At 53.1% G+C, this 14,934-nt stretch carries 11 protein-coding genes; all 11 read left to right on the top strand.

Annotation, left to right across the window (positions count from 1 at the left end; translation table 11 throughout):
* Positions 1-4 precede the first annotated feature (4 nt).
* The 11 genes from OEZ10_00135 (at position 5) to OEZ10_00085 (ending at position 14,779) form a co-directional block, all read left to right on the top strand.
* On the top strand, positions 5-490 hold the full coding sequence (locus tag OEZ10_00135; GenBank protein MDH5631377.1) for a DUF494 domain-containing protein: 486 nt from the start codon (positions 5-7) through the stop codon (positions 488-490).
* Positions 491-622: 132 nt separating this feature from the next.
* Positions 623-2,920 (top strand): type I DNA topoisomerase, encoded by a 2,298-nt coding sequence (gene topA / locus OEZ10_00130; protein MDH5631376.1) that lies wholly within the window; start codon positions 623-625, stop codon positions 2,918-2,920.
* Positions 2,921-2,978: 58 nt separating this feature from the next.
* Positions 2,979-4,151 (top strand): MltA domain-containing protein, encoded by a 1,173-nt coding sequence (locus OEZ10_00125; protein MDH5631375.1) that lies wholly within the window; start codon positions 2,979-2,981, stop codon positions 4,149-4,151.
* Positions 4,148-4,594 (top strand): hypothetical protein, encoded by a 447-nt coding sequence (locus OEZ10_00120; GenBank protein MDH5631374.1) that lies wholly within the window; start codon positions 4,148-4,150, stop codon positions 4,592-4,594. The genes OEZ10_00125 and OEZ10_00120 overlap by 4 nt, the downstream gene beginning before the upstream one ends.
* On the top strand, positions 4,591-5,073 hold the full coding sequence (locus OEZ10_00115; GenBank protein MDH5631373.1) for a hypothetical protein: 483 nt from the start codon (positions 4,591-4,593) through the stop codon (positions 5,071-5,073). Before OEZ10_00120 ends, OEZ10_00115 begins: the two co-directional genes overlap by 4 nt.
* Positions 5,073-6,434 carry a UDP-N-acetylmuramate:L-alanyl-gamma-D-glutamyl-meso-diaminopimelate ligase gene (gene mpl, locus OEZ10_00110; GenBank protein ID MDH5631372.1) on the top strand — a complete coding sequence of 454 codons (1,362 nt, stop codon included), beginning with the start codon at positions 5,073-5,075 and terminating at the stop codon, positions 6,432-6,434. The genes OEZ10_00115 and mpl overlap by 1 nt, the downstream gene beginning before the upstream one ends.
* Before the next feature lie 4 nt (positions 6,435-6,438).
* Positions 6,439-7,023, top strand: coding sequence for an LON peptidase substrate-binding domain-containing protein (locus OEZ10_00105; GenBank protein ID MDH5631371.1), 585 nt, complete (start codon positions 6,439-6,441; stop codon positions 7,021-7,023).
* Positions 7,024-7,087: 64 nt separating this feature from the next.
* On the top strand, positions 7,088-7,720 hold the full coding sequence (locus tag OEZ10_00100) for a thiol:disulfide interchange protein DsbA/DsbL (protein ID MDH5631370.1): 633 nt from the start codon (positions 7,088-7,090) through the stop codon (positions 7,718-7,720).
* A gap of 197 nt (positions 7,721-7,917) precedes the next feature.
* A complete protein-coding gene (locus OEZ10_00095; GenBank protein ID MDH5631369.1) occupies positions 7,918-9,549 on the top strand; it encodes an acetolactate synthase large subunit in 1,632 nt (543 codons plus the stop codon).
* Between the two features lie 458 nt (positions 9,550-10,007).
* Positions 10,008-13,220 (top strand): hypothetical protein, encoded by a 3,213-nt coding sequence (locus OEZ10_00090; protein ID MDH5631368.1) that lies wholly within the window; start codon positions 10,008-10,010, stop codon positions 13,218-13,220.
* Positions 13,221-13,450: 230 nt separating this feature from the next.
* A complete protein-coding gene (locus tag OEZ10_00085) occupies positions 13,451-14,779 on the top strand; it encodes a hypothetical protein (protein MDH5631367.1) in 1,329 nt (442 codons plus the stop codon).
* Positions 14,780-14,934 lie beyond the last annotated feature (155 nt).

Here is a 14,934-nt window from a genome sequence, read left to right as displayed (position 1 = left end):
GCGAATGAAAGAAAAAGTATTTGATGTATTAATGTACCTGTTTGACAACTACCTGGATGATACGGGCGATATGGATCCGGACCAGGACGCCTTGATGATCGAGCTGACCCAGGCCGGATTTCCTTCGGGGGAAGTCAACAAAGCCTTTACCTGGCTTGAAGAGCTGTCCGAGTTACGTGAAGCATTGCCAATTGGCATGGTCGCGGAACCAAGACCGACATCGCTGCGGATATTTACCAGTGAAGAACAGGAAAAGATGCCGGTTGAATGTCGTGGACTGATTATGCGTCTGCAGCAACAGGGTGTGCTGGATCCGGCTTCACGGGAACTGGTGATTGACCGAGCCATGGCCCTCGAGCCGGAAGAGGTGGATACAGAGCAATTGCGGTGGGTGATTCTGATGGTGTTGTTTAATCGTCCGGGTCATGAACACAGCCACGGCATGCTGGAAGAATGGGTAATGGGTGATGAACCCGTTACCACACAATAACCGCCCACAGGATCGTATCGGGGCGGTACAAACAGGATCAGGCGAGATCAAATAGAACCAACTATCCCATGTATTTTTTCGCATATCGCTTAAATGTTACGACACTGCGCAGGGCCTGAACCTTAGGCTGCCATGGCAAAAAATCTCATCGTCGTCGAATCACCGGCCAAAGCCAAAACCATGACCAAGTACCTGGGCAAGGAATTTTCCGCGCTCGCTTCCTATGGCCATGTGCGCGACCTGATTCCGAAACAGGGCGCTGTCGATACGGATCAGGACTTCGCCATGAAGTACGAGCTCATCGACAAGAACAGGAAGCATGTTGATGCCATCGTCAAGGCAATGAAAAAAGCCGACAACCTGTACCTGGCCACTGACCCTGATCGCGAAGGCGAAGCCATATCCTGGCATTTGTACGAAATCCTGAAAGAGCGCGGAGTCATTGGCGACAAGCCGGTTTTTCGTGTCGAGTTTCATGAAATTACCAAGAAGGCGATAAAAGCGGCCATTGAGCAACCACGAACGTTGTCCATAGAGCTGGTCGATGCACAACAGGCACGCCGGGCGCTGGATTATCTTGTAGGGTTTAACCTGTCCCCCTTGCTGTGGAAGAAGGTGCGCCGCGGACTGTCAGCGGGACGCGTGCAAAGCCCTGCCTTGCGCATGATAGTTGAGCGTGAACTGGAAATTGAAAAGTTCGTACCGCGTGAATACTGGACCATCGAAACAGACCTGACTGCGGAAAAAAACCCTTTTGTTGCCAAGATGAGCCATTATCAGGGCAACAAGCTTGACCAGTTTGATATCGGTGACGAAACCAGGGCCAACGAAATCGAGGCTACGGTCCTGGGTGAAGCCAGGGGCAAGCTGGAAGTAGCCAGCGTTGAAAAGAAACAGCGCAAGCGCAACCCGTCGCCACCTTTTATAACATCGACCCTGCAACAGGAAGCGGCACGCAAACTTGGCTTCAGCGCCAAAAGAACCATGATGGTGGCGCAGCAACTTTACGAAGGCTTTGATATCGATGGCGAAACCATCGGCCTTATCACCTACATGCGTACCGACTCGGTAAACCTCGCTACCGAAGCTGTCGAAGAAATCCGACAGCTCATCCAGCAGCGTTACGGCAAGGAAAATGTCCCGGAGCAACCCCAGGTCTACAAGAGCAAATCGAAGAACGCCCAGGAGGCGCATGAGGCGATTCGCCCGACTTCGGCAATGCGTACGCCGGAAGACATGCAGAAATACCTGAAGCCGGAACAATACAAGCTCTATAACCTGATCTGGATGCGAACCGTGTCGTGCCAGATGATCCATGCAACGCTGGATACCATGGCAATTGAACTTCAGTCCGGCGAAGGCAATATATTTCGCGCTACCGGGTCAACTGTGGTTAACCCGGGATTCATGGCCGTGTACCAGGAAGGCCAGGATGACAGCAAGACCGAAGAAGCAGACCAGGCGTTACTGCCACCGCTGAAAAAGGGTGACACGGTGGATCTTGAAAAACTGCGCAAGGAGCAGCACTTCACCGAGCCACCGCCGCGCTACACCGAAGCCAGCCTGGTCAAGGCCCTGGAGGCCTACGGCATTGGCCGCCCTTCCACCTACGCATCCATTATCTCGACGCTGGTTAACCGCGAATACGTCGAGCTGGACAAGCGCCGTTTCATGCCTACGGATGTTGGCCGCGTGGTGAACAAGTTCCTGTCAGAACATTTCACCAAGTATGTCGACTACGATTTTACCGCCAAGCTGGAAGATGATCTCGATGCCGTATCCCGTGGTGAGCAGCAATGGAAGCCGTTGATGCGGGATTTTTGGGACGAGTTCAAGGGCCAGGTGGATGCCAAGCAGGATGCGGAACGACCTGGCGTTGAAATGCTTGAAGAGCAATGCCCCAAGTGCCAGAAACAACTGGCCAAACGGCTCGGGCGCAATGGTTACTTTATTGGTTGCACCGGTTATCCGGAATGCGATTACACGCGTAACGTGGATGACGATCCAAATGCGCCCGCAGAACCGGAAGTGGTTGAAGGGCGTAAATGCCCGTTGTGCGAATCAGACCTTATCGTCAAACGTGGTCGCTATGGCAAGTTTATCGGCTGCAGTGGTTACCCTGATTGCAAACACATGGAGCCGCTGGAACCACCCAAGGACATGGGTGTTGAATGCCCGGAATGTCACCAGGGCAACATGCTCCAGCGCAAATCACGGTATGGCAAAATCTTCTTTTCCTGCGAGCGTTATCCTGACTGTACCTACGCCGTCTGGAACAAGCCGGTGGCGGGACCTTGCCCGGATTGTGGCTTCCCGATGATGACCATCAAGACTACCAAGCGAAAAGGTACCGAGCGCGTTTGTCCGCAAAAGGAATGTGGCTTTGCTGAACCCTGGGAAGACGAACCCGAACAATCCGAAGAAGGCTGATGCCTGATATCGACCGGTTTGGTGCCAGGCGCTGACAGGACCCGAACGAGCAAGCACCATGGCCAACATTCTAGATATCCTTGTTAGTCGATTCCGTTTCCGTCTGGTGTGGACCGCTGCATCCGTGTTGTGGCTGCAGGCCTGCGTAACCTTGCCAGTCACGGTCCCGGTCAGCACATTGCCGGGCTGGCAGGAAGACGACCCGGCCGCTGCGTGGCCGGCCCTGCAAAGCAGCTGCAACAGCAGTGCCGTTCGCAGTTCACCGGAATGGGCACAGCTGTGTTCAGAGGTAGTACTGATCGGCGAAGTGAATACCGAAACAGCCCGGGCTTTTTTTGAGAGTCGCTTTGTTGCACGTGCCATTACGACTGAAGAAGGGAACGCCGAAGGCCTGATCACCGGTTATTACGAGCCGATACTTTCCGGCAGCCGCAAACGCAGCAAGCGCTACCGGTTTCCCATTTACTCGACGCCTGATGATTTGTTGCGTGTTGACCTGTCATCGTTGTTCCCGGAACTTGCAAACCGGCCGGTACGCGCGCGCCTGGACGGAAATCGCGTTGTCCCGTACTACAGTCGACGCCAGATCGAGAATGGGCACCGGTCATTACGGGACAAGGTGTTGCTCTGGGTAGACAATGCTGTGGATGTATTTTTTCTGCACATCCAGGGCTCGGGGCGCGTGCGCCTGGACACGGGCGATGAAATCGCCATCGGTTATGCCGATCAGAATGGCCATCCCTACCAGTCTATTGGTGCGCAGCTAATTCGCTGGGGTGAGCTCGAGCGAGAGAACGTGAACATGTATTCGATTCGACAGTGGATCGAGAACAATCCCGATCGTGCCATGCAGTTGTTGCACAGTAACCCGAGCTACATTTTTTTCGATGAGCGCAAGGCAGAGCTGGCCGGCCCGCTGGGATCACTTAATGTGCCGCTGACCGCCGGGCGCAGCATCGCTGTAGATCGCAATGTTGTGCCCCTGGGCAGCCCGGTCTGGCTAGATACGACATTGCCGGCAAGTGGCGCTGACCCTGAGGCGGTATTCCGCCGGTTAATGATGGCACAGGATACCGGTGGCGCTATCAAGGGAGCGGTGCGCGCTGACGTGTTTTTTGGTCGCGGGGAATCGGCAGAATTTTATGCCGGTCACATGAAGCAGTCGGGTCGAATGTATATTCTGGAGCCGGTAACGGCGGTGATGGCAAGGCGCGCGGAATCCCGTCCATGAAAATATCCAACACCAGGTTGTTGCGCATGTTATTGCTCGCGATAACCTTCAGCTTGGCATCAGCATGCCAGTTTCTGCTCGATGATACCGAGCGTCGCGCCGTGGAATTTATTCGCGGGCTGACAGCTGAACAGGCCGATGTTGAAACCCTGATCAAAACTGCGGGCTGGCCTTCCGGGACGGATCCACGCAGTTTGCTGGAAAAATCGGGACCGCATGTGAGCCTGGTCTACGTCAGGAATATGCAACGACAGGGCGCAACCCTGCACTACAGTGTGCAGGCCAGCACGGTTAACAATGACGGCAAGCGCCAGGAGGTGGTTGTATCTGTTCGAGAGTCTGGCAGCAGAACTGCTGCTGTAGCCGCCTTGTTTACCTTGCAGTTCAGCTTGCAGGACTCGGGTAGCTGGAAACTGGACAGTGTTGCTACGGATACGCAATGAACCTTTTGAATCAATTTTTCTGGCTGTGTTTCTTCAGAAACGGCCCCCAACACTTGCCGGCATCATCAGGCTTGCTGACCATTTGCGCAGCCGCCTATGTTATCGCCGGAACCGCGGGCGCTGCCAGCCAGCACCCGTGGCCACTGGCAGCGCAATCAACCCTGGTTGATGCTGTCTTGCTGGTGTTGCTGGCCCATGGCGCCGTGGTGGCGCGGGGTTTTTACCGGCGCAGTACGCAAACGCTGATCGCGTTGCTGGGCGCTGGAACATTTTTTTCTCTGGTTGCCATAGTTGCCCTGGTTGTCGGCTTGCCGCCGATGATGTTCTGGCTAATATTGATCTGGTACGTGCTGGTTATGGCGCATATTTTGCGTCATGCACTGGAGATACCCTTGATGTTTGGCGCCGGACTGGCCCTGTTTTATGTTTTTGTTTCACTCGGCGTAACGGCAGCGGTTACCGCTGACAAGGTTGTTTAATGCACATTCATATCATCGGCATCTGCGGTACGTTCATGGGTGGTCTGGCGCTGATTGCGCGTGAGCTCGGCCATACGGTGACCGGTTCCGATGCGGGTTGTTATCCACCCATGAGTACGCAGCTGGAACAACAGGGCATCACGCTTTTTGAAGGCTACAAGGCAGGCAATCTCGATAATGCGCCTGAGCTGGTGATTATCGGAAACGCGCTGTCACGGGGTAACGAGGAAGTCGAAGCGGTCCTGGCTCGAGGGTTGCGGTATACCTCGGGTGCGCAGTGGCTGGCTGAAGCAGTATTGTATGATCAGTCCTGGGTCCTGGCCGTAGCGGGAACCCATGGCAAGACCAGCACGACCAGCATGCTGGCCTGGATCCTCGAGTATGCCGGGTTGACCCCGGGCTTTCTTATCGGCGGCGTTGCCGGCAACTTCGGTATCTCCGCGCGCCTGGGCAAGAAGCCGTTTTTTGTCATTGAGGCCGATGAATATGATACGGCTTTTTTTGACAAGCGCTCCAAGTTCATTCATTACAGGCCGCGCACGCTGATTCTCAATAACCTTGAATTCGATCACGCAGATATTTTCACTGATCTCGCCGCGATTCAGACCCAGTTTCATTTCCTTGTGCGTACGGTTCCGGCCAATGGGTTGATAATTCAGCAGCACGACGACGCCAGTTTGCAGAAAGCGCTGGATCGCGGTTGCTGGACACCGGTGGAACGTTTTGGTCATGGCGGTGCGTGGCAGGCGCGGGAACTTGAGGCCGACGGGTCTGTATTTGAAGTCAGTCTGAACGATGTTGTCCAGGGCACGGTAAGCTGGCAGATGCTCGGACGGTTCAACATGCATAACGCGCTGGCCGCCATTGCTGCGGCACGCCATGCCGGTGTGCCGGTGAAAGTAGCCCTGGAAGCCCTTTCCGGGTTCAAGGGTATTCGACGTCGTCTCGAATTACGCGGGGATATTGACGGTATTCGTGTCTATGATGATTTTGCCCATCACCCGACGGCCATAGCCCTGACCATAGACGCGTTGCGTAAACGCATCGGCAACAACCGGTTGGTTGCCGTACTTGAACCCCGCTCCAATACCATGCGCATGGGCGTGCACCGTGATCAGCTGGCTGACAGCCTTGTAGCGGCCGACGACGTCGTCCTGGTAAAACCGGCAGCGCTGGACTGGGATATGAGCGCTATAGTGGCCAGCCTTGCCGGAAAGGCGAGGCAACTGGAATCCGTTGATGACGCTGTGGCTTACCTGGCAAAGACCGCGCAGCATGGCGATCATATTCTCATCATGAGCAACGGTGGTTTTGGTGGCATCCATGCCTTGTTGCTGGAAGCACTTGCCAGGCGGAGTTGAGCCAGTGTTGCCGTTAGCCCTTTTCCCCCTGAACAGCGTTTTGTTTCCCGATGGCCGCTTGCGGCTGAAGGTTTTCGAGGCGCGTTATATTGATATGGTGAGTCATTGCCTGAAAAATGATCAGCCTTTTGGTATATGTCTCATTGACGAGGGTAACGAAACCGGGTCCGCTGCGGTGCCGTGTCGAGTGGGCACGTTGGCGCATATTGTTGATTGGGAAATGGCGCAGCAGGGCGTGTTTACACTGACGGTATCGGGAGGGCGCCGCTTTGATGTTGTCGATTACGAAGTAAACAGCAACCAGGCTGTGCTGGCCCGCGTGCGATTGCGTGAAGAGATGCCGCGTGAGAAGCTGGCGCCGGAATTTGAATTAAGCAAGCGGGTCCTGGGCCAGCTGTTGATAAAGGAGGGTGACCCCTATTATCTTGAGCATCAGCGATCGAATGATGCGGACTGGGTCGCCAACCGCCTGGCCGAATTGTTGCCAATGGATAATCTCGATCGCCAGGCCTTGCTTGAACAGGACGATCCCGAGCTGCGATTGCAGGTAATACAGGACGCGCTGACAGAACATGGCTGGCATCAATGACGGCCTCGTGACAACTTTCTGAATTGAGTACTTATTATTTTCCGGACATAAACAGGGAGCAAACATGAAGCAGTTGATACTAAAGAATTTCGGATTGGCGATGTTGATCGGGCTGTTTGTATCGCCGGTTTGGGCAGCCAAGTTTGAAGAGAATATTCATTACACCGAGATCCCGTTCAGCGAATCTACATTTGATGGCAAGCAGGTCGAGGTGCGCGAATTCTTCTGGTACGGCTGCGGCCATTGTTACCAGTTCGAGCCATTACTGGAAAAGTGGTTGAAGAACAAGCCCAAGTCGGCAAAATTTGTGCGCACCCCGGCATTTCCAAACAAGATTGTTCATGCGCGAAGCTACTACGCGTTTGAAGCGATGGGTATCGTCGATGGTATGCACGGCAAGGTATTCGAAGCCATTCACGCCAAGCATAATCATCTCGAAAGCGTTGATGAAGTGGCCGACCTGGTCAAGGCCAATGGTTTTGATGCCGGAGAGTTCATGAAGCAGTACAAATCATTTTCCGTGGACAGCAATACCCGGCAGGCGTTCCAGTTGGGCGCATCCTATGGAGTTCGTTCGGTGCCCACCGTTGTTGTCGACGGACGCTTCGTGGTCTCAGCCAGCACTGCCGGCAGCCATGAACGTGTACTGCAGGTGATCGATTACCTGGTCGACAGGATTTCAAAATCCAAAAAATAGGGCCAGTGCTGACCGATAACCAGAAATATGGAAAGAGCGACTGGTTTTCGGTCCGCCAATCGGCTAAACAATGATTTACAGTTGCGAATGCTTGATTGTTCGTTGATGTTGCTATACTGACACTATACTGCCGGCGTGGCCGGGTACTACGACTGCGCCCTAACAATTGTCGTCGTCCGGCGACCCAGGGAAGCAAAATGAACGCTGCAGAACTGTTTGTCCGATGCCTCGAAAACGAGGGCGTAGAATATATATTCGGTATCCCCGGTGAGGAAAACCTCGCTGTTATGGATGCCATGCTTGATTCCAGGATTCGTTTTATCACGACCCGCCACGAACAGGGTGCCGCGTTTATGGCCGATGTCTATGGCCGTCTGACCGGTAAGGCCGGCGTTTGCCTGTCGACCCTGGGCCCGGGCGCCACCAACCTGGTGACAGGCGTGGCCGATGCCAATATGGATCACGCACCGGTCGTGGCCATCGCTGGCCAGGCGGGAACAACACGGTTGCACAAGGAGTCACACCAGGTGCTGGACCTGGTGAACATGTTCAGGCCGCTCACCAAGTATGCGGCGCAGATCCTTGAGCCGGAAGTGGTGCCGGAAATTGTGCGCAAGGCGTTCAAGATATCGCAGGTGGAAAAACCCGGCGCCTGCTTTATCGATTTCCCGGAAAATGTCGCAGATATGGAAGTGGACGAGCAACCGTTGCATGTACAATCTGCTGCAGCGCCCGCACCAGCGTTAAACAAGATCAAGCAGGCTGCCAAAATTATTTCCGAAGCGAGGTTTCCGTTGATTATGGCCGGCAACGGTGTTGTCCGGGCGCGGGCCTGCCAGGATCTGATGGAGTTTGCCGAGAAGCTCAATATACCGGTTGCGACAACGTTCATGGCCAAGGGCAGCATACCAAGTTCGCACGACCTGAGCCTCGGGACGGTAGGATTACAAAGTCATGACTATGTGTCCTGTGGATTTGACCGCGCCGATGTCATCATTTGCGTGGGTTATGACATAGTTGAATATCACCCCTATCTCTGGCACAAAACCAAGGATCGGCAAATCATCCATATTGATTCACGCCCGGCCGAAGTGGATGCACACTATATTGTTGCCGCGGGAATCGTCGGTGACATTGGCGCGACCCTGCATGCACTGGCCGGCGAATCACACCCGCATCACGGAAACGGTTTTGACGGGTTACGCAATATCATCAAGGAAGAACTGAAGTGGCATGCCGATGAAGACAGCTACCCGGTTAAACCACAACGTATCATTCGCGATTTGCGCAAAGCGCTGGATCCGGAGGATATCGCCATTGTTGATGTTGGCGCACACAAGATGTGGATGGCGCGTATGTACCAGGCCGAGCGACCCAATACCTGCATCATATCCAACGGTTTTGCCAGCATGGGTATTGCCGTGCCCGGCGCCATGGCGGCCAAGCTGGCCTACCCTGGTCGCAAGGTGGTCGCGGTAACCGGTGACGCCGGTTTCCTGATGAACTCGCAGGAGATTGAAACAGCCATGCGCGAGAATGTGCCCATGGTTATCCTGGTCTGGAATGACAGCGCTTATGGGCTGATCGAATGGAAACAGAATGTGCAGTACGGTCGGCCATCGCATATCAAGTTCACCAACCCTGACCTGGTGATGTATGCCGAATCCTTTGGCGCCAAGGGGTACCGCATTGAAAAAACCGAAGACTTGTTGCCGACACTGGAAAAAGCGTTGGCGGACAACACGGTTAGCCTGATTGATTGCCCGGTTGATTATTCGGAAAACATGGAGCTCACCGCCAAGCTGGGCGAGAAAGTGTGCCCGGTCTGAGAGTCGGCTTTTTCGCCCGGTCGCGTGGTCATTGCAATGTGACCGGGTTATCGGGCCCGACAGCGGCCTGTGTCGATTTTCTGTAAATAATATGTAAATACCAGGCGTTATACTGGTGATAAACGGGCCCAATCACGCAGTCATGTTTTATCGAATTCAGGCTAATTGTGGCCTGGACCCAGCCGGCGGGTACGGACACCAATTTCAAACGTAACCTGTCAGCTTGTATCAAGGATGGTCCCGGTCCTGAAAAGAATCGAATGAAGACCAGCGCCATTGAGGTATCAACGGTATCCAGATCCGGCTAAAACCATGGCCAGTTCACTGGTGTGACTGGCCTCGATTAGCTCTGAATCGTGATCCTCCGAAATAATAATATTGTTCCGAGTTGTGACCAAAACAAGCCGGGGATGGCGGAGTTGTGGTGCAATATCAGAATTTGAATGTGAAGTGATTTGATGTCAGAAAGAAACTTCCCTCAGCAATCCGGTCCGAAAAAGAATATTTCATATTTCAGGCGCCAAAGATTACTGGATTGGCTGGACAAGGCATCAACGAGACTACTGTCATGGATATCAGGGCCGCCCGGGTCGGGCAAGACGTCGTTGCTTGCCAGCTGGATATCCGGGAAACCGAGCCAGTTTGCGTGGTACCAAATCAGCTGCAGGGATAACGACCCGGCTGTTTTTCTGAAAGAGTTCGGACGGACGATTCATCAACGGTATACCAACTCCGTAAACGCTGCCCCTGACTTGCCGAGGGGGCAAAGCGTGGACTTCCTGGCCTATGCCGATAATTATTTTGAAAGCCTGTTTCGCGGCATTTCGACGCCAGTAAGCGTAATCCTGGATGATTGTCACGAGCTCGAACCAGGTTCGCCTACGCAATTGATCTTGTCCTCTCTATTGATGAATGACCACATCAAGCACATTTGTTTTGTATCCAGGCATCAGCCGTCAACTGTCATGAAGCGCGCATTGGCCGGAATCGAATACGATTTGATGGGCTGGAATGATTTGAGGCTGGATGACTCGGAAATCGAGGGCATGATTGCATACAAGGGACTCGCGGCTGATGACTGCCTGGTAGACAGGATAAGGCAACAGACAGAAGGCTGGGTTGCAGGCGCCTGCCTGCTATTGGAACAACAGAAACACAGGAGTGTTGATACCGGCTCGCTGGGCATTGAAGATGCGGACATGGTCAATGAATATCTTCACAGGATCATGGCGCGCATGTATGAACCTGGAGAAGAAAAATTGTTGTCCATGATTTCAATTCTTCCTGATTTTACCATCGACGAAGCAAGGAGAATTAGCCGCTTTGAAGAAATTGGAGAGCTGATCCAGGGACTCGTGCGTTCAAACCTGTTCATTGCGACGGTAGGGAAAAGAAGCGATTGTTTTCAGCTCCACACGATGTTCAGGACTTATTTGACAAAGCGTTTTTCAGAATCATTTTCTTCTGAGGAGATAGCCGTCACCATCTCTGATGCGGTCTACATGCTCGAAGAAGCGGCAAGGCATGAAGAAGTACCGGACATACTTGTGCGGTTCGGCAATATCCAGCAACTGTCCAATTTCATTGTAAAATACGCTCCGCTTTATGCAAAAACCGGCATGTGGACAACGATAGAGTTGTGGATTGAATTGCTTCCCCCGGATCAGGTTTTAGACAATCCGTGGATATTGTACTGGCGCGGCCAGTGCCTTTTGCGCCGCGATTTTGCTGATGCGCGAACGCTCCTGGTTTTGGCCAGCGAAGCCTTTCACGATAACCAGGATATAACAGGAGAACTGCTGGCGCTATCAGGAATTGTTGACAGCTTTGTATTCGAGTGGGGTGCACCCGGTTTTGATTATGCATGGATAGAAAAACTGGAAAACCTTGCCAGGGCATTTCTGAATGAAGTGGACTACCACACGCGGTTCAAGGTTGTAACCAGCATCTACTCCGGAATGCTGTTTTACAGGCTGGACAACCCGGATATAGACGCCTGGTCAGATTGCCTCAAGAAGATGGTTTTCCAGACGGCGGACTCCCAGGAGAGAATGTATGGCGCTTACCTGCTAATGCTTGATTATGGATGGTTTCGGGGTGATGCGACCAAGGCAGGAGTTCTGATGAATTTGCTTGCCAGGCAGGTGAAGGACAAGGAGGAGCCGTTTACAAGCATGATATGGACAGTAATAGAGACCGGCCATTATCGTTTGCAGGCACAATATGATATTGCCCTGTCCGCTATAGACAAGGGCAAGGCAATAGGAAAATCCAGCGGCATCCACCAGTTTGATTTTATTCTATTGCTATCAGAGAGCATCATCTACCTGGATGATGGCAAGATCCAGCGGGGTCTCGACATTCTGCAATATATTGGAAGTACCATCAGCAGCCAGCCTCTTGTAAATGTAAGTTATTTTCATGATGCGATGGCAATTCAGTATGCGCAACAGAAGAAAGGGATCGAAGCATTTGAGCACGCAGTGTTGGGAATGAAAGCTGCTGATGAGAGTCAGACCGTGCTGCCAAAAGCACTGACGCGAATATCCGTAGCCTATTCGGATTACCTGTGTGGCGGTTCTGATTACCCCGCGCTGTTGGAAGAAGTCCGGTTAATTGCAGAAGGTGCCGGGAGCGCGTCGTTGCGGTATTTGTCTGAATGTATCCGGACACTTATCCTGCTTGACAAGAGTAATACTGAAGCGGCTATTGATTCTGTGAAAGTCGCCATGTATCACGGGCGGCGTTGCGGTGCACACATACACCCCTGGCTTGGTCGGATCGGGTTGGCACGTTTGTACGATTTGGCGCTTGCCAATAACGTCGAGACAGAATACGTGCTTAATTCGATCAGGATACGGAAATTGTTGCCGCCGGCCGCCCTTGACCCGAGAAACCGTACCTGGCCGTGGCCCGTGCGATTAACGACGTTGGGCAACCTGGCAATTGAGTTATACGGGGTGCCGCTTGATCTTTCCGGAAAAACCCAAAAGAAGCCGATTGACCTGCTGTTGGCATTAATTGCTTCCGGAGGCAACCAGGTATCAACAGAAACCCTTGGTCAACTGCTTTGGCCGGAATCCGAGTATGACAAAAAGGTGTACCAGAAGTTACACACAACCATGCACCGGTTGAAGCTGATGCTGGGCGAGGATTCAGCAATTATCCACAAGGAAGGATACTTCACGCTTAATCGTGAGCGATGCTGGGTCGACGCCTGGGTAGTGGAAAATATTGCGAAATCGGTATCCGGGTTCTCCAGCGGCGCAAAAAGTGAGATCACCCCGGAACAGATCAAGGTTCTTGCTGAACAGATTCTGTCACTTTATACCGGGAGAAGCCTGAATGACTACAATGGAAGCCTGGATCTCTATACTTACCGGGAGCACTTGCACCAGAAGTTCCTGAACTGTGTGAACGCGCTGGCTGGCTGGTATGAAAAACGGTGCCAGTATCAACAGTCAATAAATTTGTACCAGCAGGCGTTATCCGTCGATGGCATGGTAGAAGCGTTTTACCGGGGTCTGATGAGAAACCATCGCTCACTGGGCAATACAGACCAGGCGTTGGCGAGTTACCAGCAGTGTTGCGAGGTCTTGCAACGGCAATTTTCCACCAGGCCGTCCGCAGAAACAGAATCTGAACTCAAGCGGCTTGGCATATCCTCCTGATTCGCCTCGTGGCCCGATTATTGTTTTTGCCCACCTGTAAATCATCTGTAAATCCGTAATATTACTATTCATGTCGGGCCACGCGAACCGGGCTGGCGGAATATCAGCGCCCGGGTCGAAGCCAAAAATATATAACAAAGAATCAAGCAAGGTTTGATGGTGGTAGCCCGGGCAGGGTTGAACATCTTCAACCAGCTGAACCTGAACCCAATACAAACGGAGGCCTGGCTATGAAAATGCTGTTCCTGATTGCTACATTGTTTGCCGTGTCTGCTTGCGGTCCTTCATCCGACAGTTCGAATGATGTCTTGCCGATCAATCCTCCACCTCCTCCACCTCCTCCTGGCGGTGGCACCACGGTGGATGTTGTTACCAACAGCACCTGGCTGGCCTGGCAGGATGGCATCGGTAACACCTGGCAGCCGTTGACCGGTTCCAGCTTTGACGTATCAGACGCTGAAGGGAAATTCGGTATCGCATATAAATGCCAGACGCGTGAAACTGGCGATACCCTGATCACCATACACCACATGACCATTGCCGATTATTCGTCCATCGGGTTGCCGATACCGGCCTACTGTGATGATCCTGTTGTTCCATCCACGATTGTTGTCACTCCGGTTAATCGGCAAACAGGGAACTCGGCCCTGGTCGCCTGGGGCGATATTGGTGCCGCAGGTGATCTGGCCGCCATTGTCGGAGTCACGGATATATCCGGTTCAATCAGCTGTTATGGAGGCGATATTCTGGGGATTGAGGGCGCACCCCTCGGTGGCGTTGCCGAGGCAGCCCCCGAAGTTCCGTCCCGGTATTATATAGAGCGTGATATCGCCAGTTGCACCGACAAGAGCATAGATTTTGCCGGGCCTGGTGCATTTCCTGCCGCAGCTGTGGCCAGCATAACCGTGGTCGGCGGTTATACAGGCATCTCCGCCACATTTGAAACCATGACAAGATCAAGAATCCAGGCCAATACCGGAAACGGAACCGCGTTCGCCGGCGTACCATTAGCCCAGCAGCTGAATACCGATGGCCACTGGATTGGCGTAACTGATCTGGTAATGGCTGCGGGTGAAATCACAGCCAACATGGGCTATATAGGGTTCAAGGATCCGGTCAGCCAGACAGTAACCGTGCCCACGGGAGTTGCACCCACCCACTCTGTATCGATTGCAGCAACGACCCCTTACAAGATGTATACAACCGATTGGTCTGCCTATGCAGACAGCTATTACAGCCAGCCAGCCGGCCATAGTGTGATTTATGGTGGACTGGGCAGCATGCCGATGTGGCACGCAAGTTTTACCACCGCATGGCTGGGCGGAACCTACACGTATACCTTGCCCGATCTTTCGGGTGTAACCGGTTGGGACAATGCGTGGGGAATCTCGGCGATCCAGCTCAGTTTGCCTATCCTGAACTCCTATGCTTTGCCGGCGGGCGGTTCCTGGGCGGACTACACCAGGAATGGTTTCCAGTATCGCGGTGTATTTGGCAATGTGTTCACAGATGGCGTTGAATATGCCGTCAATACGCACACTGTGCTGACGCTTTATTAGGAAGTTTGAAGGAGTGTTGCCGGAATGAAGGCAACTTCAGATCGTAGTGATTATTCGCGGTTCTGAAGTTGTCCCCGGCGGCCCCAAGATTCTCGCGTGATCCTGATGATTCTGTTTCGCCAAATCTCCCGGGCGTACATTTTCCAGTGATAAAA

The organism is Gammaproteobacteria bacterium, from assembly GCA_029880545.1.
Taxonomy (GTDB): domain Bacteria; phylum Pseudomonadota; class Gammaproteobacteria; order Acidiferrobacterales; family SZUA-150; genus JAOUOD01.
The sequence above is the reverse complement of the archived record's forward strand: the minus strand, read 5'-3'. Positions and strand labels throughout refer to the sequence as shown.